Consider the following 25,216-nt stretch of genomic DNA (forward strand, 5'->3'; position numbering starts at 1 on the left):
GGGACGACCGAACCCGGGTCAATGGGGGTCGTTGCTCCACAACTATACGAGACATCGCAGCCGAAACCTCACGATGTGGGAGTGAGGTGGGACACTGACCATGTAAACGTAGGTCAGCCGTTCATTTACCGTTCATCGGTCCATGACCCGCATTTCGAACCAGGTGGTCTTGCCGCGCGGCAGCAGATCCACCCCCCAGCGGTCGGCGAGCTTGTCGATCAGGAACAGCCCCCGCCCGCTGACGTCCATCTCGCGCACCGGCATCAGACAGGGCAGCGCCCGGGAGGGATCGCGCACCTCCACCCGGATCCAGCCGCGGCGGCGCAGCATGCGCAGGCCGAAGGTGCGGGCCCCGGTGTGGCGCACGGCATTGCCGACGAGCTCGGAGACGAGTAACTCGACGACGTCGTCGAACTGGGGAAGCCCCCACAACCGGAGCACCGAGCGGCTGAGCCGGCGGGCCGTGGCCGCGGACTCCGGGCGCGAGGAGAGCCGCACCTCGTCCACGGAGGGATTCCCCAACAGATCGAGGGACGTCGCCGCCGGATCGTCGACCACCGTGGGCGGCCGCCCTGCCGCCGGGACCGTCACCCGCTGCGGCTGCTCAGATGCTCCCTGCTGCCCCGCCATGCTCTCATGATGGCCGTACGCGACGGCGGTTCGGGGCGGATCGGGGGAATTGGCGGGGCGGAACGCGTCATTCCGAGTTGCCGTACCGGCATATGTCAAGGGCAATGATGGATCTCATACGACCCCTCCCACCTGCACGAAGAGGGCGCCGGAGAGGAGCGGCCGGTGAATTCGGCGCAGGTCGCCTTAAGGTCCTCTTAAGGTCGGCTTAAGGCGACCCGACAGGTGCCGGCTGTCACTCAACCGGGTTGGCTCTAGCGGAACTTCGCTTTGCCGGGACCCTCCTCGACGAAGCTGCGCATGCCCGTCGTACGGTCCTCGGTCGCGAACAGCCCGGCGAACAGGTTCCGTTCGATGGTGAGGCCGGTCTCCAGGTCGGTCTCCAGCCCGGCGTCCACCGCCTCCTTGGCGGCGCGCAGCGCCAGCGCCGGGCCGCGGGCCAGACGCTCGGCCCAGGCGCGGGCCTCGGCGTACACCTGCTCAGCCGGGACCACCTTGTCCACCAGGCCGATGATGAGCGCCTCGTCGGCCTTGACCATGCGGCCGGTGAAGATGAGGTCCTTCGCCTTGGCGGGGCCCACCAGACGCGACAGCCGCTGCGTGCCCCCCGCGCCGGGGATGAGGCCGAGCAGGATCTCGGGCTGGCCGAGCTTGGCGTCCTCCGCGGCGATCCGGATGTCGGCGCAGAGCGCGAGTTCGCAGCCGCCGCCGAGGGCGTAACCCGTCACGGCGGCCACCACCGGCTTGGGGATCCGGGCGACCGCCGTGAAGGAGTCCTGCAGCGCGCGGGCCCGCACGGCCATGGCCTCGTAGTCCATGACCTGCATCTCCTTGATGTCCGCGCCCGCCGCGAACACCTTCTCGCCGCCCCAGATCACGACGGCCCGCACGTCCTCGCGCCGGGACACCTCCTCCGCCACCTCGCGGAGCCGGTCCTGGGTCGCGACGTCCAGGGCGTTCATCGGGGGGCGGTCCAGGTGGATGGTGCCGACACCCTCGTCGACCTCGAGATTAACTGTCATGGCCGACGAGGGTATCCGTGAACGCCCGTTTACGCTGCGACGTGCCTCACGGGGCGCGTCAGGAGGCGGGGGTCCACTGGCTCCACGGCAGGTTCCAGCCGTTGAGCCCGTTCCACCACTGCACGGTCTTGTCGTGGGAGTTCCTGACCTCCACGACGTCACCGATCATCGAGTTGTTGTAGAACCATGAGGACGGGGTGTCGCCGTTGCCACCCCGCACGTCCCGCAGGCCCACGCAGCCGTGGCTGACGTTGGCGTTGCCGAAAGTGCCGGGCGACGCCCAGTAGTTGCCGTGGATGAAGGTGCCCGAGGTGGTCAGGCGCTGGGCGTTGGGCACGTCCTTGATGTCGTACTCGCCGCCGAAGCCCACGGTGTCGCCGTTCATACGGGTCACCTTGTACCGCTCGGTGATGACCATCTTGCCGTTGTAGGTCGTCGTGCCGGGCCCGCCCGAGGTGATCGGGACGGTCTTCAGCAGTTTGCCGTCGCGGTAGACCTTCATCGTGTGCCTCGCGGCGTCGACGATGCTGACCTGGCTGCGGCCGATGGTGTAGTGCACGTCCTTGGACTGGGTGCCGTAGACGCCCTTGGCGCCCTGAACGCCGTTCAGCCTGAGGGAGAGGGTGATCTTGGTGCCCTTGGCCCAGTACTTCTCGGGGCGGAAGTCGACGCGCTGGTCGCCGTACCAGTGGCCGACGACGGGGACCGAGGGGCTGGCGGTCACCTTGATCGCGTCCTGGACCGCCTTCTTGTCGCTGATCGCCCGGTTGAACTTGAGCGAGACCGGCATGCCGACGCCGACCGTCTGGCCGTCCTCGGGGGTGAAGAAGCCGATGAAGGTGTCCTTCGGGGTGACCGTGGTGAAGCTGGCGTGCTTGGCCGACTCACGGCCCGCGCTGTCCTTGGCTATCGCGTCCACCGAGTACTTGGTGGAGGTGCCGAGCGTCTCGGTCGGCTCCCAGCTGGTTCCGTCGGCGGATATCTTGCCCTCGACCGGGTCGCCCTTGCCGGTCTTCACCACGACCGAGGTCAGCTTGCCCTTGCCGGCGGTGACCTTGAGGTCCCCCGTCGTGGCCACCTCGTCGGCGCCGTCCTCCGGCGCGATGGTGACGACGGCCTGCGACTCGGTCGTGTCGCCCTTGCCGCCCTGTGAGGCCGAGGCACCGGGCCTGGCCTTGTCCCCGTCCTTGCTGTCGCCGCTGGCGCTGCCTCCGCACGCGCTGACCAGGAGCAGCATCGCCCCCACCGCCAGGGCCAAGGTGGTCCGCCTTGCGCCCGGCGTGCCCTGTATCGCCTTCAACTCTCGTCTCCCCAAAACCGGCCCGTGGCCCCGTGGCACGTGTGAGTCCCCCTCACCTTGCGCTTAGAGAACCACACGAGACCGGTGTTGTGGATCCCGGTATTGTCACCGTTCCGTCCCAGTCGCGGGGCCCGGCCTCAGCCGCCGGCCATCCACTGCTCCCAGGTCATGTTCCAGCCGCCCAGGCCGTTGTCAGGAGCGACGGTGCGGTCATGGGAGTTGACGACGGTGACGAGGTCGCCGACGAGGGAGTGGGCGAAGAACCAGCCCGCCGGGGTGGCCGTGCCGCCGCCCTTCACGTCGAGCAGGCCCACGCAGCCGTGGCTGGTGTTGGCCGCGCCGAAGGTGCCGGGGGCGGCCCAGTAACTGCCGTGCACGAAGGTGCCGGAGCGGGTGAGCCGCATGGCGTGCGGGACGTCGGGGATGTCGTACTCGCCGCCGAAGCCCACCGTGTCCCCGTTCATCCTGGTCAGCCGGAGCTTCTCGGAGATGACCATCGAGCCGTTGTAGGTCGGGTTGGACGGAGCGCCCGCCGAGATCGGCAGGACGCGCGTGACCTGCCCGCCGCGGCGCACCGTCAGGGTGTGCGCGGCGGCGTCGACGGTGCTGGTCTGGTCCCTGCCGATGTCGAAGGTGACGTCCTTGGACTGCACCCCGTAGACCCCGGGGGCGGTCTCGACGTCGCGCAGCCGCAACGAGAGCGTCACCTTGGTGCCGGGACGCCAGCGCGTCCGCGGGCGGAAGTCCAGGCGCCGGTCGCCGAACCAGTGCGGGGCGATCTCCACGGCGGGCGAGGAGGCGACGCGCACGGCACGCTCGACGGCGGCCCGGTCGGCGACCGGCCGGTTGAAGTCCAGGGAGACGATCATGCCCGTGCCGACGGTCTGGCCGTCCTCGGGGGTGAAGTAGCCGATGAGGGTGTTCTTGGGGACGAGGGTGGTGAACACCGCGTGCTTGGCGGCGCGCCGGCCCCCCGTGTCCTCGGCGACGGCGTCCACCGTGTACTTCTCCGACAGCGACAGCCTGGAGCGGGCGTGCCAGCCGGACCGGTCGGCGGTGAACACGCCCTCGACCACCTCCCCGTCCCCGTCCTCGACACGCACGGAGGTGAGCCGGCCGTCCTCGGCCTCGACCGTCAGCGGGTCGTCCGCCGCCACGTCACGGGCACCGTCCCCGGGAGTGATCCTGATCCTCGCCTCCGACACCTTCGGGGTGTCGTCGGCCGCCGCACCGGTGTCCGCCGGCCCGAACCCGAGCCCGCACGCCGTCAGCATCCCCGCCAGCCACATGGCGGTGGCAAGCCCCGCCCCCGCGCGCAGAGCGCGCCGCACCGCATTCGTCACGCTCGGTCAACGACCGGACGGCCCTGGGGAAACGTCCGCGATGCCTCCGATCGATCACGCGTGTGACGCCGCAGGGTGAACGGGAAGGTAAAGCGGGAGGGCGCGACGCGCGCGCGGAGGGACACCGCGCCGCGCACGGGCACGGCCGGCGCCGGCCGGGTCCTGCGTCCCCCGAGCCGCAGGAGGCGAGCACGTGTCGGAGACGCGCGAGGACGAATCGGTCGACCGGGCCGGAAGACTGCGCCCCAACGGCCACCGGACCGCCCCCGTGGCCGTGCCGCTGCCGCGCCCGGAGACCGCGCCGGCCGTGCCCGGGCCGGCCGGGGCCGGGGACGCCGTGGTGTGGCCGGGCAGCCCGCAGCCGCTGGGGGCGCGCTTCCACACCGGTCCGGACGGACGCCAGGGCACCAACTTCGCCCTGTGGGCGGGCGGCGCCGAGTCGGTGGAGCTGTGCCTGTTCGACGACGAGGGGGCCGAGACCCGGATCCCGCTGACCGAGCTGACCCATGAGATCTGGCACGGCTTCGTGCCCGGGGTGCGGCCCGGCCACCGGTACGGCTACCGGGTCGGCGGCCGCTGGGACCCGTGGACCGGTGCCCGCTGGAACCCGGCCAAGCTGCTGCTGGACCCCTACGCGAGGGCGGTCGACGGCGACTTCACGCTGCCGCCCGAGGTGTACGGCCACGTCCGCGACTGGCCTGAGCAGGCGGTCGCCGACACCGTGCGGGACAACCGCGACTCGGCCCCGTACGTGCCCAAGGGTGTCGTGGTGGACGACGACGACCCCTGGACGGACGACCGCAGGCCCAAGACGCCCTGGGCCGACTCGGTCATCTACGAGCTGCACGTCCGCGGCTTCACCATGCGCCACCCCGGCATCCCGCCCGAACTGCGCGGCACCTACGCCGGGCTGGCCCACCCGGCGGCGATCGAATACCTCACCGGCCTCGGCGTGACGGCCGTGGAGCTGCTGCCGGTGCACCAGTTCGCCCACGAGGACCACCTGCTGCGCCGGGGCCTGCGCAACTACTGGGGCTACAACTCGATCGGCTACTTCGCGCCGCACGCCGGCTACGCCGCCACCGGCACCCGCGGGCAGCAGGTGGGCGAGTTCAAGCGGATGGTGCGCGCCCTGCACGACGCGGGGCTGGAGGTGATCCTCGACGTCGTCTACAACCACACGGCCGAGGGCAGCGAGTTCGGGCCCACCCTCTCCCTGCGCGGGATCGACAACCGCGGCTACTACCGGTTGCAGGGCGACGCGCGCCGGTACGCCGACTACACCGGCTGCGGCAACACCCTCCACGTCGTCCAGCCCCAGGTGCTCCGGCTGATCACCGACTCCCTGCGCTACTGGGTGACCGAGATGGGTGTCGACGGCTTCCGCTTCGACCTCGCCGCGGCGCTCGCCCGGTCGATGCACGACGTCGACATGCTCTCCCCCTTCCTCGCCGTCATCGCCCAGGACCCGGTGCTGCGCCGGGTCAAACTCATCGCCGAGCCCTGGGACGTCGGCTCCGGCGGCTACCAGGTCGGTGCGTTCCCGCCGCTGTGGACGGAGTGGAACGACCGCTACCGCGACACCGTCCGGGACTTCTGGCGGGGCACCCGGCACGATGTGCGCGACCTGGGGTACCGGCTGTCCGGCTCCAGCGACCTGTACGCCTGGGGCGGGCGCCGTCCGTACGCCTCGGTCAACTTCATCACCGCCCATGACGGTTTCACCCTGCGCGACCTGGTGAGCTACGAGCGCAAGCACAACGAGGCCAACGGCGAGGACAACCGCGACGGCACCGACGACAACCGGGCCTGGAACTGCGGGCACGAGGGCGAGACCGACGACCCGGCCGTGGGCGAGCTGCGCCGGCGGCAACTGCGCAACATGCTGTCGACACTGCTGCTGTCGACCGGCGTGCCGATGCTGGTGGCCGGTGACGAGGCGGGCCGCACCCAGGGCGGCAACAACAACGCGTACTGCCAGGACAACGAGATCAGCTGGGTGGACTGGTCGCTGCCGCAGGATCCGGCCTGGGCCTCGCTGCGAGAGCTGACCGCCCGGCTGATCGCGCTGCGCCGCGCGCACCCCGTGCTGCGCCGGCGGGCCTTCTTCTCCGGCCGTCCGCAGTCCGCCGAGGGGCTGCGGGACCTGGCCTGGTTCACCGCGCGGGGGCGGGAGATGACCGACGCCGACTGGTACGGCCCCACGTCCACGCTCGGGATGTACCTGTCGGGCGCGGACATCCCGCACCGCGACGCGCGCGGCCGCCCGGTCACCGACGACAGCTTCCTGGCCGTCTTCCACGCCTCGCACCGCCCGGTCCGCTTCACCCTGCCGGGCGGGCCGTGGGCCCGCGAGTACGAGCTGCTGCTCGACACCTCGCGTGAGGACCAGGCGGAACCGCCGGGCAGCCGGCACCGCGGCGGGCGGGCGCTGACCGTACCGGGGAGGACGGTGCTGCTGCTGCGCGCCGTCTGAAGGACGAGACGCGGCGGCAAAGGTGTGGACTCGGCCAATTGGTCCAGTCCACACTGGTCGTCCGTGACCTCCGCACCTCCGCCCTCGCCGCCGTGCGCCTCCGGCCCGGCCGCACCGGCCGCCCCCCGGGACCGCCTGTGGTCACGGGGGTTCACCCTGTACTTCACCGCCCGCAGTGTCGCCATGCTCGGCGACTCGATGCTGCCCGTCGCCCTGTCGGCGGGACTGCTCCAGCACGGCTACGGCGCGGGGGACATCGGCTACGCCATGGCCTCCTTCACCGCCTGCTTCGCCGGGCTGGTCGTCCTCGGCGGGGTGTTCGCCGACCGGTTCAGCGCCCGCGGCCTGATGATCGGCGCGGACCTGGTGCGGGTCGGCACGCAGTCCCTGGCCGCCTGGCTCTTCTTCTCGGGGCACGTCGTGCTCTGGCAGATCTGCCTGATCGGCGCCGTCAACGGCGTGGCGGGTGCCATGTTCCAGCCAGGGGTGGCCAGCACGGTGCCCCAGGTGGCCCGGGACGTCCAGGAGGCCAACGGGGTGGTGCGCACCGCCGAGTCGCTGATGGCGCTGGCCGGCCCGGCGCTCGCCGGCGTGCTGGTGGCCTTCACCTCCGCGGGCGGGGTGTTCGCCGCGCACGCCGGCACCTACGCGGTGAGCGCGGTCTGCCTGCTGCTGCTCCGGCTGCCCGGGCCGACCGCGCGGACCGCTCGGGGGCCGCGGGACGCCGCCGCGCGCAGCGGCTTCCGGGCCGACCTGGTGGAGGGGTGGCGGGAGTTCCGGGCCCGCACCTGGATGTGGTCGGTGATCGTCATCTGGATGGGCTTCATGATCCTGGTCATGGGCCCGGTGACCCCGCTGGCGGCCGGCGAGATCCTGCCCGCCCACGGGCCCAAGGCGTACGGCCTGGTCTCCTCCGCGCTGGGGGCGGGCACCGCGCTCGGCGGGCTGCTGGCGATACGGGTGCGGCCGGCCCGGCCGCTGCGGGGCGGGGCGGTGGCGCTGTTCGGGTTCGCGCTCTACCCGGCGGCGGTCGGCGCGGGGCTGCCGGTGCCGGCGGTCGCGGCGGCGGTGCTGGTCGCCGGGACGGCCTGGGCCTTCTGGAGTGTGATGTGGGCCACCAGCGTGCAGACCCAGGTGCCCGGCGAGATCCTCAACCGGATCCACGCGTACGAGGTCGCCGGCTCGGTCGCCATGCTGCCCGTCGGCCAGGCCCTGGCGGGGCCGGCGGCGGGGGTCTTCGGGGCGCGCCCGGTGCTGCTCGCCGGGGGCGCGGTGACCCTGCTGGTGTGCGTGGCGCTGCTGGCCGTGCCCGCCGTGCGCGACCTCGGCCGAAAATCCGGATGAGCGTTGTCGGTGGTCGCCCGTAGTCTCTGAAACGATGCCTGAGCCAACCAACCAACCCGAGCCCGAACGTTCCCGATCCGCCGTGCGCTCGCTCCGGCGCCTGTGGCCGTACGTGAAGCCGGTCAGCCACCGGCTGTTCGGTTCCGCGGGTGTGGCCGTGGTCGCGTCCTGCCTGGCGCTGCTGATACCGCTGGTCCTGAAGTGGATCGTGGACGGCCCGGTCGCCGGCCACGATCCGTCCGGGGTGTGGCTCGGCGGCGGGTTGGTGCTGCTGCTCGGTCTCCTGGAGGCCGGGCTCTTCGGCGTACGGCGCTGGCTGGTCGCGCGCCCCATGGCCGCACTGGAGGCCACGATGCGGGCCGACCTCTACCGGAGGCTGCAGCGCCTGCCGGTGTCCTTCCACGACCGCTGGGGATCGGGGCAGCTGCTCTCGCGGGCCACGAACGACCTGCAGATCCTGCGGATGTTCCTGACCTTCCCGATGGTGTTCCTGGCGGTCAACACCGCCACCATCCTGGCGGGCTTCGGCATCCTGTTCGTGCAGCGCTGGTCGCTGGGGCTGATCCTGCTGGGCCCGGTCGTGCCGCTGGTGATCCTCTGCACGTACTTCGAGGCGCGCTACCAGCTCGCCTCCCGCAGCGCGCAGGACCAGGTCGGGGACCTGACCACGCTGGTCGAGGAGTCGGTGCTCGGCATCCGCATCATCAAGGCCTTCGGCCGGCACCGCAGCCAGGCCGACGCCTTCCGCCGGCAGTCGCGCGAACTGCGCGGCACCGAGCTGCGCAAGGCCGGGCTGCTGGCGGACCTGTGGATGGTGATCACCGGCCTGCCGGACGTGGCACTGGGCGCGGCGCTGGTGCTGGGCGCGGTGCAGGTCGCCGACGGCGACCTGTCGGCGGGCACGCTGGTCGCCTTCCTGTCCACGGCGCTCGCGCTGCGCTGGCCGGTGGAGTCGCTGGGCTGGCTGCTCTCCTTCAGCAACGAGGCGGCCACCGCCGCCGACCGGGTCTTCGAGGTCCTGGACACCGAGGTCCCACCGGAGACCGGCTCGGGAACGGGCACCGGTCCGGTCGACGGCGAGGAGGCGCGGCCCGCCGACGGCATCCGCTTCAGCGCGGTGCGCTTCCGCTACCCCGACGCGCCCGAGGGCAGCCCCGACCTGCTCACCGGGGTCGATCTGCACATCCGCAGCGGCGAGACCGTGGCGCTGGTCGGCGCGACGGGCAGCGGCAAGACGAGCCTGACCTCGCTGATCCCGCGGCTGTACGAGCCGACCGGCGGCCGCATCACGCTGGACGGCACCGACGCCGCGCGGCTCACCCGGTCCGCGCTGCGCTCCCTGGTCGCCACGGCCTTCGAGGAACCGACCCTGTTCTCCGCCAGCGTGCGGGAGAACGTGCTGATGGGCGCTCCCGACGCCGACGAGGCGGACCTGCTGCGGGCGCTGGAGATCGCCCAGTGCGACTTCGTCCACAAACTGCCGCGGGGTGTGGACACCCAGGTGGGAGAGCAGGGCCTGAGCCTGTCCGGCGGTCAGCGGCAGCGGCTCGCGCTGGCCCGCGCGGTCGTCGGCCGCCCCCGCTTCCTGGTGCTGGACGACCCCCTGTCCGCCCTCGACGTGCACACCGAGGCCCTCGTCGAGGCGGCCCTGCGCCAGGTGCTGGCCACCACGACGGCGCTGGTGGTCGCCCACCGCCCCTCCACGGTGCTGCTCGCCGACCGGGTGGCGCTGCTGTCGCAGGGCCGGGTCACCGCGGTCGGCACCCACCAGGAACTCCTGTCCTCCTCCGCGGTCTACCGCCGCCTGATGTCCGGCCAGGGCGAGAGCGCGCCCGCGGCGCCGGACCGTCCGCAATTCGAAGGGAGCACCCGATGACCTCCGTCGCGGAGTCGCAGCCTGCCGAGCAGTCGGCCGACGGGGAACCGGCGGGGCAAGGGGAGACCCAGGGGGCGCAGAAGGACCAGGAGGACGACCTCTTCGACCGCGACCGGCTCCCGGCACCCGAGGGGGCGTCACGCGCCCTGCTGCGGGAACTGGTCGGACCGCACCGGGGACGCGTGTGGCTGGCGGCCGTGGTCCTGCTGCTGCAGCAGGCGGCCGTGCAGGCGGGACCGCTGATCGTGGCGGTGGCCATCGACCGGGCCATCCCGGCACTGCGCCGCGACGACCACGGCCCGCTGATCGCGGTCGCGGTCGGCTACATCGGCTGCGCCGTCGCCGGCGGCCTGCTGCAGCGGACGTTCGTCCGGCAGGCCGGCCGGATCTGCCAGGACGTGCTGGTCGAACTGCGCGGCCGGATCTTCCGCCACGCCCAGGCGCTCGGCCTGGACTTCCACGAGCGGTACACCTCGGGCCGGATCATCGCCCGCGCCACCTCCGACGTGGAGTCGATCCGGGAGCTGCTGACCGAGGGCCTCCAGGAGCTGCTCAACGTCGGGCTGTCGGTGCTCTACATCTCGGCCGTGCTGCTGTGGCTGGACTGGGGGCTCGGCCTGTTCGCGCTCGCCACCGCGGTGCCGCTGGTGGTGACCGTCCGGATCTTCCGTCGCCGGTCGGCCAAGGTCTACACACGCCGCTCCGCGGCGATCGCCGCCGTCATCGTGCGCTTCACCGAGACGATGAACGGCATCCGGCCCGTGCAGGCCTTCCGCCGCGAGAAGGCGAACGACGAGGCGTTCGACGAACTCAACGCCGCCCACCGGCAGGCCAACGGCGACGCGATCCTGGAGATGGGCCGCTTCACGGTCAGTTCCTGGCTGATCGCCAACACCTCGGTGGCGCTGGTGGTGCTGTGGGGCGCGTACCGTGTGGCCGCCGGCTCGCTGGCGCTGGGCGTGCTCGCCGCCTTCGTGCTCTACCTGCGGCGGCTGTACGCGCCGATCGACCCGCTCGGCATGTTCCTCAACTCCTACCAGTCGGCGGCCGCCTCGCTGGAGAAGATCGCCGGGCTGCTGGCCCAGCGGCCCTCGGTCCCGGAGCCGCCGACGCCGCGGGCGCTGCCGGCCACGGAGGCGGACATCCCGGGCCGCGAGGTCGTCTTCGAGCGGGTCCGGTTCGCCTACCGCACGGGCGGCGAGGTGCTGCCCCGCTTCGACCTGTGCCTGCCCGCCGGACAGACGGTCGCGGTGGTCGGCGCCACCGGCGCGGGCAAGTCGACGCTGGCCAAGCTGCTGGCCCGGTTCTACGACCCGACCGACGGCCGGGTCACCCTGGACGGGGTGGACCTGCGCGACCTGGCCCTGCCCGAACTGCGCCGCGGGGTGGTCATGGTGACCCAGGAGGCGTTCCTCTTCTCGGGCACGGTCGCCGAGAACATCGCCATCGGCCGTCCGGAGGCCACCCGCGAGGAGATCGAGGACGCCGCCAGGGCGATCGGCGCCCATGGCTTCATCGCCGCGCTGCCCGAGGGCTACGACACCGACGTCCGCAAGCGCGGTGGCCGCATCTCCGCGGGCCAGCGCCAGTTGGTGGCCTTCGCCCGCGCCCTGCTCGCCGACCCGGCCGTGCTCATCCTGGACGAGGCGACCTCCTCCCTGGACGTACCGGGCGAGCGCGCGGTGCAGCAGGCGATGCGCCAGGTGCTGAGCGGCCGCACCGCCGTGATCATCGCGCACCGGCTGTCGACGGTGGAGATCGCGGACCGGGTGCTGGTGATGGACCAGGGCCGCATCGTGGAGGACGGCACCCCGGCCGAACTCGTCTCCGGCGCGGGCCGCTTCGCCGATCTGCACCAGGCCTGGCGCGACAGCCTGGTCTGACCCCGTCGGCGTCCACGGGGCGCGCTTCGTCCGGATGGCGGACGGGGCGCGCCCCGCTGCGGACGAGATCCGGCCAATTCCGAGCGCGTACATGACATTCACCCCCGTCGGCTGACACGCTTCCGGACGGTCGTCGCGCGGCTTCCCGCGCTCCCCACACGACTCTTGCTTCGCCCTGTCCTGCCGTTCACCGGCATTCCCGAAGGAGCGTAGAAGTGAGACGTCCCCGTAACCGGTCCCGCAGCGCGATAACCACCGGCACCCTGGTGGCCATGGCCGCGCTGCTGGGCGTCGCCCTCCAGACCTCGCCGGCCACCGCCCGTGCCGAGGAGGGCGGGGGGTCCACCGTCCGGGCTGTCCCCGACGCCGGTGCCCTGCAGATCAGGCTCTCCCCCGCCCAGCGGGCCGGTCTGCTCAGGGCCGCGGCGGCCGACCGCGCGGCGACCGCGCGGTCGCTGCGCCTGGGCGCCAGGGAGCAGTTGGTCCCCGCCGACGTCGTCGAGGACGCCGACGGCAGCCTCCACACCCGCTACCAGCGCACCTACGCGGGGCTCCCCGTGCTCGGCGGCGACCTGGTGGTCCACCGGGCGGCCGACGGTTCGACGGCCCGGGTCACCTGGGCGTCCAGCGCCCGGATCAGCCTCGCCACCACGACCGCACAGCGCTCCGCCCCGGCCGCGGGCGCGCGAAAAGTGGTATGGGCCGGCACCGGCGCGGCCGTGCTCGCCTGGGAGACCGTCACCACCGGCACCCGGCACGACGGGACGCCGAGCGAGCTGCACACCATCACCGACGCGGCCACCGGCGAGAAGCTGACCTCATACGAGGCGGTCAAGTCCGGCGTCGGCGACAGCCAGTACAGCGGACAGGTGACCATCGGCACCACGCTCTCCGGCTCCGTGTACGAGCTGACCGATGCGGCCCGGGGAGGCCACAGGACGTACGACCTGAACGGCGGCACCTCCGGCACCGGCACACTGTTCACCGATGCCGACGACGTCTGGGGCAACGGCAGCACCTCCAGCCGCCAGACCGCGGGCGTCGACGCGGCCTACGGCGCCCAGGAGACGTGGGACTTCTACCAGGAAACCTTCGGCCGCAACGGCATCCGCAACGACGGCGTCGGCGCCTACTCCCGGGTCCACTACGGTAATTCCTACGTCAACGCGTTCTGGTCCGACAGCTGCTTCTGCATGACCTACGGCGACGGCTCGGGCAACCAGCGGCCGCTCACCTCACTGGACGTCGCGGGACACGAGATGACCCACGGCGTCACCGCGGCCACGGCCAACCTCCGCTACAGCGGGGAGCCCGGGGGCCTGAACGAGGCGACCTCCGACATCCTCGGGACCGCGGTGGAGTTCCACGCCGCCAACGCCAGCGACCCCGGTGACTACCTCATCGGCGAGAAGATCGACATCAACGGCGACGGCACCCCGCTGCGCTACATGGACAGGCCCTCCAAGGACGGATCCTCGGCGGACTACTGGTCCAAGAACGTCGGACGACTCGACGTGCACTACTCCTCCGGGGTCGCCAACCACTTCTTCTACCTGCTGTCCGAGGGCAGCGGAACCAAGACGGTCAACGGCGTGACCTACAGCAGCGCCACCTACGACGGGCTCGCGGTGCCCGGCATCGGCCGGGCCAACGCCGTGGCCGTCTGGTACCGGGCGCTGACCACCTACATGACCTCGCGCACCAACTACGCGGGGGCGCGGACCGCCACCCTGCAGGCCGCGGCCGACCTCTTCGGGGCGGGCAGCGCGACGTACAACGCGGTGGCCAACACCTGGGCCGCGGTGAACGTCGGCACACGCGTGAGCTGAGCCGCACCCACGGGGAGCCGGGCGCTCGGGGGTCCGGCTCCCCGTCCGCAGGGCGGCAGGCGTCCGTTTAACGAACCATCTGTTCCCCTCACAGGACGAATTCGGCCAACTTCTCGTCACGTACATGACACCGAGCCAGGAACAGTGGCACTCTTCCCCCGGTCGGCCGTCAGTACGCCCACACACCGCACCGCTTCGTGCTGACGCACCGGCCGAACTCCGCACGTCCCACCCGCACGGCTAGTTCCGCCCGGGCAGCACACCCCGTCTGCCCGGCTGTCCCCGGCCGCCAACCGCGGCCGACGCAGTAGGAGTCCGAGTGAGACGATCCCCCCGCAAGGCAGTCGCGGCCGCCAGTGTGGTCGCCACCGCCGCGTTCATCGCCGTCGGCATACCGGCCACGTCCGCCACGGCGAACGCCGCCCCCCACACGAGCCAGCTCCGCACCGGAGCCCTCGAGGCGAAGCTCACCCCCGCCCAGCGCACCGCGCTCATCAAGAGCGCGAGCGACCGCACGGCGGTCACGGCCCGGTCGCTGGGTCTGGGCAGCAAGGAGAAGCTGGTCGTCAAGGACGTCGTCAAGGACGCCGACGGCACGCTGCACACCCGCTACGAGCGCACCTACGCCGGGCTCCCCGTGCTCGGCGGCGACCTCGTCGTGCACACGCCCGCCAAGGGCGCCGGCACGGTCGGTACGACGTTCAACACCGACCAGCGGATCACGGTCGCCTCGACGACGCCGAAGGTCGCCGAGTCCGCCGCGACGACCGCCGCGCTGAAGACCGCCAAGGCGCTCAAGGCCGAGGCGCCCGCCGCGGACAACGCCCGCAAGGTGATCTGGGCCGGCCAGGGCACGCCGAAACTCGCCTGGGAGACCGTGGTGAGCGGTCTGCAGGACGACGGCACGCCGAGCCGGCTGCACGTCGTCACCGACGCCGTGACCGGCAAGGAGCTGCACCGCTACCAGGACGTCAAGACCGGCACCGGAAACACCCAGTACAGCGGCCAGGTGTCGCTGACCACCACGCTGTCCGGCTCGACGTACCAGCTGAACGACACGACCCGCGGCGGCCACAAGACCTACAACCTCAACCGCGGCACCTCCGGCACCGGGACGCTGTTCACCGACGCCGACGACGTCTGGGGCGACGGCACGGGCTCCAACACCCAGACCGCGGGCGCCGACGCCGCCTACGGCGCCCAGACGACCTGGGACTTCTACAAGAACACCTTCGGCCGCAGCGGCATCCGCAACGACGGTGTCGCCGCGTACTCGCGGGTCCACTACAGCAGCGGCTACGTCAACGCCTTCTGGGACGACAGCTGCTTCTGCATGACCTACGGCGACGGCTCGGGCAACACCCACGCGCTGACCTCGCTGGACGTCGCGGGCCACGAGATGAGCCACGGCGTCACCTCCGCCACCGCGAACCTCACGTACTCGGGCGAGTCCGGCGGCCTGAACGAGGCGACCTCCGACATCTTCGGCACGGGCGTCGAGTTCTCCGCGGGCAACAGCAACGACATCGGTGACTACCTCATCGGTGAAGAGATCAACATCAACGGCGACGGCACCCCGCTGCGCTACCAGGACAAGCCATCCCGCGACGGCACCTCGCCGGACAACTGGTACTCCGGCATCGGCAACCTGGACGTCCACTACTCCTCGGGCCCGGCGAACCACATGTTCTACCTGCTCTCCGAGGGCAGCGGCGCCAAGGTCATCAACGGGGTCAGCTACAACAGCCCGACCGCCGACGGCATCGCCGTCGCCGGCATCGGCCGCGCCGCCGCGCTGCAGATCTGGTACAAGGCGCTGACCACGTACATGACGAGCAGCACCAACTACGCGGCCGCCCGCACCGCCGCCCTGAACGCCGCCCAGGCCCTGTACGGCGCGGGCTCCGCCCAGTACGCGGGTGTGCAGAACGCCTTCGCGGGTATCGGCGTCGGCAGCCACGCGCCCGTCTCGGGCGTCACCGTCACCAACCCCGGCAACCAGAGCAGCACCGTCGGCACCGCCGTCAACCTGCAGATCCAGGCCAGCAGCACCAACAGCGGCGCGCTGAGCTACGCGGCGAGCGGCCTGCCGGCCGGTCTGTCGATCAACGCCTCCACCGGTCTGATCAACGGCACCCCGTCCGCCGCGGGCACGTACAACACCACGGTCACGGTCACCGACTCCGCGGCCAAGACCGGCACCGCCTCGTTCACCTGGACCGTCACCACCCCCGGCAGCTGCGCCTCCGCCCAGCTGCTCGGCAACCCGGGCTTCGAGTCGGGCAGCGCCTCCTGGACGGCGAGCAGCGGTGTGATCACCAACTCCAGCAGCCAGGCCGCCCACGGCGGTTCGTACAAGGCGTGGCTGGACGGCTACGGCTCGACCCACACCGACACGCTCTCCCAGTCGGTGTCCATCCCGGCGGGCTGCAAGGCGACCTTCACCTTCTGGCTGCACATCGACTCCGCCGAGACGACCACCAGCACCCAGTACGACAAGCTGACGGTCACCGCCGGGTCGACCACCCTGGCCACCTACTCCAACCTCAACAAGGCCTCGGGCTACACCCAGAAGTCCTTCAGCCTGAACGCCTTCGCCGGCTCCACCGTCACCCTGAAGTTCACCGGCACCGAGGACATCTCGCTGCAGACGAGCTTCGTGGTCGACGACACCGCCGTCACCACCAGCAGCTGATCGCCTCCGGGTGACGCGAACGCCGGGCCCCGGCCGTCGACAGCGACGGCCGGGGCCCGGTCCCGTTCCCTCGGGCGTCGGCTCAGCGCAGCACGCCGGCCGTCATCCCCGCGGCCTCCGGCGGCACCGCGATCAGCCCCAGCTCGGCGACCGAGGCGAGCAGCCGGTGCATCGGCAGGACACGGACGGTGTAGCCGAAGGGGCCGGTGCGGTCGAGGGTGAGCGGGCCCTCGTAGAGCCAGCGGCCCTCCAGGTCCGGCCGGCCGCCCGGTTTGAGGGAGACCACCGTCGGGTCGGCGATCCGGTCGGAGTCGTCGACGCGTCCGGACACCACCTGGACGTCCACGTCCCCGGGCTCCAGGCCGCCGAGGGACACCTGGACGCGCAGGGTGAGCGTGGACCCGAGCTCCGGCGAGCCGCCGACCGAGGCACCGGTCTCCACGTGGTCGACACCGACCATGGGCCACTGCTCGCGCACCCGCCGCTTCCACGCGGCGAGTTCGACCGACTCCCCGCTCCCGGCGAGGCGGTGGGCGCGGGCGGCGGGCGCGTACAGCCGGGTCACGTACTCGCGCACCATGCGCCCGGCGAGCACCTTCGGCCCCAGGGTGCTCAGGGTGTGCCGGACCATCTCGATCCAGCGGACCGGCAGGCCCTGCGCTCCGCGGTCGTAGAACCGGGGCGCGACCTGGTCCTCGATCAGGTCGTAGAGGGCGGCGGCCTCGATGTCGTCGCGGCGGTCGGGGTCGCCGGCCGCGCCGAAGCCGTCGGCGGTGGGGATCGCCCACCCGTTGTTGCCGTCGAACCACTCGTCCCACCAGCCGTCCAGGACGGACAGGTTGAGGCAGCCGTTCAGCGCGGCCTTCATGCCGGAGGTACCGCAGGCCTCCAGCGGCCGCAGGGGGTTGTTCAGCCAGACGTCGCACCCGGGGTAGAGGTGCTGGGCCATGGCCATGTCGTAGTCCGGGAGGAAGACGATGCGGTGCCGCACCCTGGGGTCGTCGGCGAAGCGCACCAGTTCCTGCACCAGCCGCTTGCCGCTGTCGTCGGCCGGGTGCGCCTTGCCCGCGACGACGATCTGGATCGGCCGGGCAGGGTGCAGCAGCAGTTCCATCAGCCGGTCCTGGTCGCGCAGCATCAGGGTGAGCCGCTTGTACGACGGGACCCGGCGGGCGAAGCCGATGGTCAGCACATCGGGGTCGAGGACGTCGTCGACCCAGCCCAGCTCGGCCGAGCCGGCGCCGCGCTGCCGCCAGGAGGCGCGCACCCTGCGGCGCACCTCCCGCACCAGCTGTTCCCGCAGCTCCCGGCGGAGCTCCCAGATCGCGGCGTCGGGGATGCGGAAGACGCTCTCCCAGGTGTCGGCGAGCCCGGTGGTCATCGCGTCCTCGGCGTTCCGGGCGCCGGCCTGCCGGGCGCCGAGCCGGAACACCTCGGGCGCGACCCAGGTGGGGGCGTGCACACCGTTGGTGATGGAGGTGATCGGCACCTCCTCCGGGTCGAAGCCCGGCCACAGCCCGGCGAACATCTCCCGGCTGACGCCGCCGTGCAGGGTGGACACGCCGTTGGCGCGCTGCGCCAGCCGCAGCCCCATCACGGCCATGTTGAAGACGTTGGGGTCGCCGCCGGGGTAGGTCTCCATCCCCAGCTCCAGCACCCGCTGGACGTCCACGCCCCGCAGCTCGCCGCCGTCGCCGAGGTGCCGGGCGACCAGCTCGCGGTCGAAGCGGTCGATGCCGGCCGGTACCGGGGTGTGGGTGGTGAACACCGTGCCGGCCCGCACGGCCTCCAACGCGGAGTCGAAATCCAGCCCTTCTCCGTCGGCCGCGAGCTCGCGGATGCGTTCCAGTCCCAGGAGGCCCGCGTGCCCCTCGTTGGTGTGGAAGACCTCGGGCGCCGGGTGCCCGGTCAGCGCGCAGTAGGTACGCACGGCACGGACGCCGCCGATGCCGAGCAGCATCTCCTGGAGCAGCCGGTGCTCGCTGCCGCCGCCGTAGAGGCGGTCGGTGACGTCCCGTTCGCCCGGGTGGTTCTCCTCGACGTCGGAGTCGAGCAGCAGCAGCGGGACCCGGCCGACCCGGGCCAGCCACACGTGGGCGCGCAGGCCGCGTCCGCCGGGGAGGTCCAGAGCGATCAGGACGGGGGCGCCGTCCTCGTCCCGCAGCAGCGACAACGGCAGCTCGTTGGGGTCGAGCACCGGGTAGTGCTCCTGCTGCCAGCCGTCCCGGGACAGGGACTGGCGGAAGTAGCCGTGCCGGTAGAGCAGGCCGACACCGATCAGCGGCACGCCCAGGTCGCTGGCGGCCTTCAGGTGGTCGCCGGCCAGGATGCCGAGTCCGCCGGAGTACTGCGGAAGCGCCGCGGTGATGCCGAACTCCGGCGAGAAGTAGGCGACGGAGGAGGGGAGTTCGCCTGCCTCGGCGGCGCCCTGGTACCAGCGCGGGTTGCCGAGGTAGTCGTGGAGGTCCTCGACGGCGGTGCCGAGCCGGCGCAGGAACCTGCGGTCCTTGGCGAGGGCGTTCAGCCGGTCCTTCGAGACCGCGCCGAGCAGCCGCACCGGGTCGCCGGCCGCCGCTCTCCAGCCCTCGGGATCGACGGACCGGAACAGCTCACGGGTCTCGTTGTGCCAGGACCAGCGCAGATTCTGCGCGAGCTCCCCCAGGGGACGTAGTGGTTCGGGCAGGACGGTTCGCACGGTGAATCGACGAATAGCCTTCACATCTCCGACGGTAGCGGCATCTTTCGGCGCGGTGGTGACAACCAGGGTCCCAACACCCCGCGGCCGGGCGGCGCCACGCGGCAGGCGTGCCCTGGCGTACCGGTAGGCCCCGGACGTCCCGGCACCCCCGCGCACGGCACCGCGGACGACTCGTCAGCGTGTCGGGCGGCGGCTACGACAGCCGCAGCACGCCGCCCGGCCGGAGCGCACCGCGGGGCCTACGAAGGGCGGCCAGGACCGGAGCGCAGGAGGCGGCCCGGCGCCCCGGAGGCCGCGCGCGCCCACCCGCCGGACGGTGGCCGGTTGTGCGCGTCCGGGCGCCGCCTGGGCCGCCCGGCGCGCAACTTACGCGCCAGTACCCCTTCCCGGGGAGTATTCGACCGTCATCCAATGGGCAGGCTCACCCATGCGCGACGCGGCGCCGAACCCTCCCACACACAACTGGTATCCGCCCACTCGAGTGAACGCGGACAGGAGCGGTCATGCCCACAGGCAGGCATCCGAAGGAGCAGATAAAAAGAGCGGAAGGTACCCGTCCGGCCACCCGCACAAACAGGTGAGGCGCAATGATCGGTCGTATCCCCGTCCTGGACGTCCGCCCGTTGGTCGACTGCGGCCGCCGCCCCGCCAAGGCGGTGGTCGGCGAGACCTTCCAGGTCACCGCCACGGTGTTCCGGGAGGGACATGACGCGGTGGCGGCGAACGTGGTCCTGCGCAGCCCCGCGGGACGCTCCGGGCCACGGATCCCCATGCGCGAACTCGCCCCCGGCACCGACCGGTGGGGCGCCGAGGTGACGCCCACCGCGGAGGGCCGCTGGACGTACACGGTGGAGGCCTGGAGCGACCCGGTGGCCACCTGGCGGCACCACGCGGGCATCAAGGTCCCCGCGGGCATCGACACCGAACTGGTCCTCGCCGAGGGGGCCGGCCTGCACGAGCGCGCGGCCGCCGGGGTACCGAAGAAGGACGGCCGGGCCGTGGTGCTGGCCCTGGTCGACACGCTGCGCGACACCTCCCGCACACCCGCCGAGCGGCACGCCGCCGCCCTCGCGCCCGACGTGGTGGCGGTGCTCGACCGGCACCCGCTGCGCGACCTGGTGAGCGCCTCTCGGCCGGCGGCCCTCCAGGTGGAGCGTCAGCGGGCGCTGTTCGGGTCCTGGTACGAGATGTTCCCCCGGTCCGAGGGCGCCGTGGTGGACCCCACGGGCCGGCGACCACCGAAGTCCGGCACCTTCCGCACGGCCGCCGAGCGGCTGCCGGCGATCGCCGCGATGGGCTTCGACGTGGTCTACCTGCCGCCCGTCCACCCGATCGGCGCAGCGTTCCGCAAGGGACCGGACAACACGCTCGACGCCGGTCCGCACGACGTGGGCTCGCCCTGGGCGATCGGCTCGGCGGAGGGCGGCCACGACGCCGTGCACCCGGACCTCGGGACGATCGAGGACTTCGACTTCTTCGTGGAGCGGGCCCGTGAGCTGCGCCTGGAGATCGCGCTGGACTTCGCGCTGCAGTGCTCCCCGGACCACCCGTGGGTGGGCAAGCACCCCGAATGGTTCACCACCCGGGCGGACGGCTCGATCGCGTACGCCGAGAACCCGCCGAAGAAGTACCAGGACATCTACCCGATCGCCTTCGACGCCGACTTCGGCGGCATCGTGCAGGAGACCGAGCGGGTGCTGCGGCACTGGATGGACCACGGGGTGCGGATCTTCCGGGTCGACAACCCGCACACCAAGCCGGTGGTCTTCTGGGAGAAGGTCATCGCCGACATCAACCGCACCGACCCCGACGTCATCTTCCTGGCGGAGGCGTTCACCCGTCCGGCCATGATGCACACGCTTGCCCAGATCGGCTTCCAGCAGTCGTACACGTACTTCACCTGGCGTAACGGCAAGCAGGAACTGACGGAATACCTGACGGAACTGTCCGGCGAGGCCGCGGGCTACATGCGGCCGAACTTCTTCGTCAACACCCCGGACATCCTCCACGCCTACCTGCAGCACGGCGGCCGCCCGGCGTTCGAGGTGCGTGCGGTCCTGGCGGCGACCCTTTCCCCCACTTGGGGGGTGTACGCCGGATATGAGCTCTGCGAGAACGCGCCGGTGCGCGAGGGAAGCGAAGAGTACCTACACTCGGAGAAGTACGAGCTGAGGCCCCGTGACTGGGCGGCAGCCGAGGCCGAAGGCCGTTCGCTGGCTCCGCTGCTCACCACTTTGAACCGGCTGCGACGCCGCCACCCCGCGCTCCAGCAGCTGCGCAACCTGCGCTTCCACCCCGTGAACAACGACGCGGTGCTGGCGTACTCCAAGCGCTCGGGCGACGGCAGCGATGTCGTACTGGTGGTCGTCAACCTGGACCCGCACCACACCCAGGAGGCGACCGTCTCGTTGAACATGCCGGAACTCGGCCTCGCATGGCACGAGTCCACCCCGGTGCGCGACGAGCTCACCGGCGAGACCTACCACTGGGGCAGGGACAACTATGTGCGCCTCGAGCCGGGCCGTACGCCCGCGCACATCCTCACCCTGCGACCTACTCCATCGACAGGAGGGTCACCCACTTGATCGTCAACGAACCCGTACCTGACACGTTCGAAGACACCCCGGCCAAGGACCGGGACCCCGACTGGTTCAAGCGGGCCGTCTTCTACGAAGTGCTCGTACGGTCCTTCCAGGACAGCAACGGCGACGGCATCGGCGACCTCAAGGGGCTCACCGCCAAACTGGACTATCTGCAGTGGCTCGGCATCGACTGCCTGTGGCTGCCGCCGTTCTTCGCCTCGCCGCTGCGCGACGGCGGCTACGACGTCTCGGACTACACGGCCGTGCTGCCGGAGTTCGGGGACCTGGCCGACTTCGTGGAGTTCGTGGACGCCGCCCACCAGCGCGGGATGCGCGTGATCATCGACTTCGTCGTCAACCACACCAGCGACCAGCACGACTGGTTCCAGCAGTCCCGCACGGATCCCGACGGCCCCTACGGCGACTACTACGTCTGGGCGGACGACGACAAGCAGTACCAGGACGCCCGCATCATCTTCGTCGACACCGAGAGCTCCAACTGGACCTTCGACCCGGTGCGCAAGCAGTACTACTGGCACCGCTTCTTCTCGCACCAGCCCGACCTCAACTACGAGAACCCCAAGGTCCAGGAGGAGATCCTGGCCGCCCTGCGCTTCTGGCTGGACCTCGGCATCGACGGCTTCCGCCTGGACGCGGTGCCGTACCTGTACCAGGAGGAGGGCACCAACTGCGAGAACCTGCCGCGCACCCACGGCTTCCTGAAGATGGTGCGCGAGGAGATCGACGCCCACTACCCCGACACGGTGCTGCTCGCCGAGGCGAACCAGTGGCCCGAGGACGTGGTCGACTACTTCGGCGACTACGCCAAGGGCGGCGACGAGTGCCACATGGCCTTCCACTTCCCGGTCATGCCGCGCATCTTCATGGCGGTGCGGCGGGAGTCCCGCTACCCGGTCTCGGAGATCCTGGCCAAGACCCCGGCCATCCCCCGCAACTGCCAATGGGGCATCTTCCTGCGCAACCACGACGAGCTGACGCTCGAGATGGTGACGGACGAAGAACGCGACTACATGTACGCGGAGTACGCCAAGGACCCGCGCATGCGGGCCAACATCGGCATCCGGCGCCGGCTCTCCTCGCTGCTGGACAACGACCGCAACCAGATCGAACTCTTCACCGCCCTGCTGCTCTCCCTGCCGGGTTCGCCGATCCTCTACTACGGCGACGAGATCGGCATGGGGGACAACATCTGGCTCGGTGACCGCGACGCGGTGCGCACGCCCATGCAGTGGACCCCGGACCGCAACGCGGGTTTCTCCTCCTGCGACCCGGGCCGGCTCTACCTGCCGACCATCATGGACCCGGTCTACGGCTACCAAGTCACCAACGTCGAGGCACAGATGAGCTCCCCGAGCTCGCTGCTGCACTGGACCCGCCGGATGGTCGAGATCCGCAAGCAGAACCCGGCCTTCGGCCTGGGCTCGTACACCGAACTGCCCTCCACCAACCCGGCCGTCCTGGCCTTCCTGCGCGAGTACAAGGACGACCTCGTCCTGTGCGTCAACAACTTCTCGCGCTTCGCCCAGCCCACCGAACTCGACCTGCGGTCCTTCACCGGCCGGCATCCCGTCGAGCTGATCGGCGGGGTGCGCTTCCCGGCCATCGGCGAATGGCCCTACCTGCTCACCCTCGCAGGTCACGGTTTCTACTGGTTCCGGCTGCGCCGCGACGCGGCGTAGGCGGGCCCGCCGGGTGACGGCGACCCGGCGGCCCGGCACGGTTTCGTGCCGGGCCGCCGGGGCAGGCTCCCCCTGCCGGATCCAGCGTCATATCGGATGCTGTACGGGCCCTTGTCCCTCGTACGCCAAGTACGCCAATTGATCCACCGGCTCGGATGATATTCGTCCGACACGTCCCACTCGTCGGACCATCGCCGCAGCGCGCCCCTTCACTTAGGGAACCAGTCAGGCCCGGCACCCGAGGAAAGGACGTCATGTCGGACACCTCGTGGCTTCGCACCTACCCAGTCCGGTCGGGGACCACCGTGCCCCCGGCGCCCGGACTGCTCTCCGCGCTCGTCCCGATGCTGCGGGAGTGGCTGCCCCGGCAGCGGTGGTTCGCCGGAAAGGGGCGGCCGATCAGCGGCATCGGACTGGTCTCGGCCACCGAGCTGCTGCCCGCCGACGGCCGGCTGGGCACCCCTGGACTGCTCCATCTGCTGCTCGACGTCCACCAGGACGTGCAGGAGCGGGCGCCCGGCGCCGGGCAGGGGCAACCGGCCGACACCTACCAGCTGCTGCTCGGCACCAGGGCGTTGCTGCCGCCCGCGCTCGCGCCCGCGCTCGTCGGGCACGCCGTCGGCGGGCCACTGGACGGCCTCACCATCTACGAGGCGCTGCACGACCCACGTCTGACGTCCCTGCTGCTGGAGCGGCTGCGCGCCCCCGGCCGCACCGGGCACCTGCGCTTCGGCTCCGAGCCGGGCACGGCGATCCAGGCGGGGCTGACGCCGCGGCTGTCCACCGCGGAACAGTCCAACAGCTCGGTCATCTACGGTGACGCCTTCATCCTCAAGCTGTTCCGGCGGGTCGCCCCCGGCCCCAATCCCGATCTGGAGCTCTCGCTCGCCCTCGCGCGGGCCGGCTCGCGGCGCGTCGCGGCTCCCGCCGCCTGGTTCGAGGCGCTGGGCCTGTACGACGAGCCCGCCACGCTCGGCGTGCTGCAGCGTTTCCTGCCAGGTTCCGCCACTGCCTGGGAACTCGCCCTGCAGGCGGTGGAGTACGGCACCGACTTCTCCGGTGAGGCGCACGCGCTGGGGCGTGCGACCGCCGAGGTCCACCTGGCGCTGGCGCGCGCCCTGCCCACGAGTACCCTGCGCCGGCCGCAGATCGAACTGCTCGCCGCCGCGATGACCGGACGGCTGGACGCCGCCGCCGCGGCGGTGCCCGCCCTGCGGCCGTACCGCGCGGCACTGCGGGCCGCCTTCGACGACCTCGGCGCGCTCGGCACACGCGGCACGACCCTGGCCGCCCAGCGCGTCCACGGCGACCTCCACCTCGGGCAGGCCCTGCGGACCGGCGCACCGGCGCTACCGCGGGACTCCGGGATGGGGGTGCCCCCGGGTCCGAAGGACTCCGGGATGGGGGTGCCCCCGGGTCCGAAGGACTCCGGGATGGGGGTGCCCCCGGGTCCGAAGGACTCCGGGGGATGGGTGCTGATCGACTTCGAGGGCGAGCCGGCCCGGCCGCTGCCCGAACGCCGCCGTCTCGCGCCCCCGGTGCAGGACGTCGCCGGGATGCTGCGCTCCTTCGACTACGCCGCCCGGCACCACGACCCCTCAGCCCCCGGGGCGCCCGAATGGGCGCAGACGCAGCGCGCCGCCTTCTGCACGGGCTACGCGGAGGCCGCCGGGTCCGATCCGAGGGACGAGCCCGTCGTCATACGCGCCTTCGAGACCGACAAGGCCGTCTACGAGGTGCTCTACGAGGCCAGGCACCGGCCCGCCTGGCTCCCCATCCCCATGGCCGCGGTGCGCCGCCTCGCGCAGCCGCCGCACGGCCGCACCCCCTGACCGGGC

The 25,216-nt window shown here is 71.7% G+C and carries 14 protein-coding genes; 9 read left to right on the forward strand and 5 right to left on the reverse strand.

Features of this window, described 5'->3' with window-relative positions:
- Positions 1–132 precede the first annotated feature (132 nt).
- The 4 genes from AC3EUJ_RS10325 to AC3EUJ_RS10340 all read right to left on the reverse strand — a co-directional run bounded on the left by AC3EUJ_RS10325 (position 133) and on the right by AC3EUJ_RS10340 (position 4,295).
- A complete protein-coding gene (locus tag AC3EUJ_RS10325) occupies positions 133–630 on the reverse strand; it encodes an ATP-binding protein (protein ID WP_431960761.1) in 498 nt (165 codons plus the stop codon).
- A 254-nt stretch (positions 631–884) separates the two neighbouring features.
- The gene (locus AC3EUJ_RS10330; protein ID WP_431960763.1) at positions 885–1,652 is read right to left on the reverse strand and encodes an enoyl-CoA hydratase/isomerase family protein; all 768 of its coding nucleotides are present in this window, start codon (positions 1,650–1,652) and stop codon (positions 885–887) included.
- A 58-nt stretch (positions 1,653–1,710) separates the two neighbouring features.
- On the reverse strand, positions 1,711–2,889 hold the full coding sequence (locus tag AC3EUJ_RS10335) for a L,D-transpeptidase (RefSeq protein ID WP_431960803.1): 1,179 nt from the start codon (positions 2,887–2,889) through the stop codon (positions 1,711–1,713).
- A gap of 200 nt (positions 2,890–3,089) precedes the next feature.
- The gene (locus tag AC3EUJ_RS10340; protein ID WP_431960764.1) at positions 3,090–4,295 is read right to left on the reverse strand and encodes a L,D-transpeptidase; all 1,206 of its coding nucleotides are present in this window, start codon (positions 4,293–4,295) and stop codon (positions 3,090–3,092) included.
- A 193-nt stretch (positions 4,296–4,488) separates the two neighbouring features.
- Between AC3EUJ_RS10340 and glgX the strand changes: the two genes are divergently transcribed.
- The 6 genes from glgX (at position 4,489) to AC3EUJ_RS10370 (ending at position 16,398) form a co-directional block, all read left to right on the forward strand.
- Complete coding sequence (gene glgX / locus AC3EUJ_RS10345; protein ID WP_431960765.1) at positions 4,489–6,771, forward strand: glycogen debranching protein GlgX; 2,283 nt, start codon at positions 4,489–4,491, stop codon at positions 6,769–6,771.
- 135 nt (positions 6,772–6,906) lie between these two features.
- The gene (locus AC3EUJ_RS10350) at positions 6,907–8,115 is read left to right on the forward strand and encodes an MFS transporter (RefSeq protein ID WP_431960804.1); all 1,209 of its coding nucleotides are present in this window, start codon (positions 6,907–6,909) and stop codon (positions 8,113–8,115) included.
- Between the two features lie 34 nt (positions 8,116–8,149).
- Complete coding sequence (locus AC3EUJ_RS10355; RefSeq protein ID WP_431960766.1) at positions 8,150–9,991, forward strand: ABC transporter ATP-binding protein; 1,842 nt, start codon at positions 8,150–8,152, stop codon at positions 9,989–9,991.
- The gene (locus tag AC3EUJ_RS10360) at positions 9,988–11,874 is read left to right on the forward strand and encodes an ABC transporter ATP-binding protein (RefSeq protein WP_431960767.1); all 1,887 of its coding nucleotides are present in this window, start codon (positions 9,988–9,990) and stop codon (positions 11,872–11,874) included. Before AC3EUJ_RS10355 ends, AC3EUJ_RS10360 begins: the two co-directional genes overlap by 4 nt.
- A 272-nt stretch (positions 11,875–12,146) precedes the next feature.
- Entirely contained in the window at positions 12,147–13,703 is a 1,557-nt protein-coding gene (locus AC3EUJ_RS10365; protein WP_431960805.1) for a M4 family metallopeptidase, read from the forward strand.
- Positions 13,704–14,022: 319 nt separating this feature from the next.
- Complete coding sequence (locus AC3EUJ_RS10370; protein ID WP_431960768.1) at positions 14,023–16,398, forward strand: M4 family metallopeptidase; 2,376 nt, start codon at positions 14,023–14,025, stop codon at positions 16,396–16,398.
- Positions 16,399–16,480: 82 nt separating this feature from the next.
- Here AC3EUJ_RS10370 and glgP read toward each other — a convergent pair whose 3' ends face one another.
- Positions 16,481–19,117 carry an alpha-glucan family phosphorylase gene (gene glgP, locus AC3EUJ_RS10375; RefSeq protein WP_431960769.1) on the reverse strand — a complete coding sequence of 879 codons (2,637 nt, stop codon included), beginning with the start codon at positions 19,115–19,117 and terminating at the stop codon, positions 16,481–16,483.
- 566 nt (positions 19,118–19,683) lie between these two features.
- Here glgP and AC3EUJ_RS10380 point away from each other — a divergent pair.
- The 3 genes from AC3EUJ_RS10380 (at position 19,684) to AC3EUJ_RS10390 (ending at position 25,210) form a co-directional block, all read left to right on the forward strand.
- Positions 19,684–21,681, forward strand: coding sequence for an alpha-1,4-glucan--maltose-1-phosphate maltosyltransferase (locus tag AC3EUJ_RS10380; protein WP_431960770.1), 1,998 nt, complete (start codon positions 19,684–19,686; stop codon positions 21,679–21,681).
- Entirely contained in the window at positions 21,678–23,378 is a 1,701-nt protein-coding gene (treS, locus tag AC3EUJ_RS10385; protein ID WP_431960772.1) for a maltose alpha-D-glucosyltransferase, read from the forward strand. Before AC3EUJ_RS10380 ends, treS begins: the two co-directional genes overlap by 4 nt.
- A gap of 254 nt (positions 23,379–23,632) precedes the next feature.
- Positions 23,633–25,210, forward strand: a complete 1,578-nt coding sequence (locus tag AC3EUJ_RS10390; RefSeq protein WP_431960773.1) for a maltokinase N-terminal cap-like domain-containing protein — start codon at positions 23,633–23,635, stop codon at positions 25,208–25,210.
- Positions 25,211–25,216 lie beyond the last annotated feature (6 nt).

It is taken from the genome of Actinacidiphila sp. bgisy160, from assembly GCF_057707815.1.

Excerpts from the sequence above, each read along its gene's own strand:
- AC3EUJ_RS10390 (WP_431960773.1), top strand. The coding sequence starts at position 23,633 with ATGTCGGACACCTCGTGGCTTCGCACCTACCCAGTCCGGTCGGGGACC.
- AC3EUJ_RS10360 (WP_431960767.1), top strand. The coding sequence starts at position 9,988 with ATGACCTCCGTCGCGGAGTCGCAGCCTGCCGAGCAGTCGGCCGACGGG.
- AC3EUJ_RS10355 (WP_431960766.1), top strand. The coding sequence starts at position 8,150 with ATGCCTGAGCCAACCAACCAACCCGAGCCCGAACGTTCCCGATCCGCC.
- AC3EUJ_RS10325 (WP_431960761.1), bottom strand. The coding sequence starts at position 630 with ATGGCGGGGCAGCAGGGAGCATCTGAGCAGCCGCAGCGGGTGACGGTC.
- AC3EUJ_RS10335 (WP_431960803.1), bottom strand. The coding sequence starts at position 2,889 with ATGCTGCTCCTGGTCAGCGCGTGCGGAGGCAGCGCCAGCGGCGACAGC.
- AC3EUJ_RS10380 (WP_431960770.1), top strand. The coding sequence starts at position 19,684 with ATGATCGGTCGTATCCCCGTCCTGGACGTCCGCCCGTTGGTCGACTGC.
- AC3EUJ_RS10365 (WP_431960805.1), top strand. The coding sequence starts at position 12,147 with ATGGCCGCGCTGCTGGGCGTCGCCCTCCAGACCTCGCCGGCCACCGCC.
- AC3EUJ_RS10330 (WP_431960763.1), bottom strand. The coding sequence starts at position 1,652 with ATGACAGTTAATCTCGAGGTCGACGAGGGTGTCGGCACCATCCACCTG.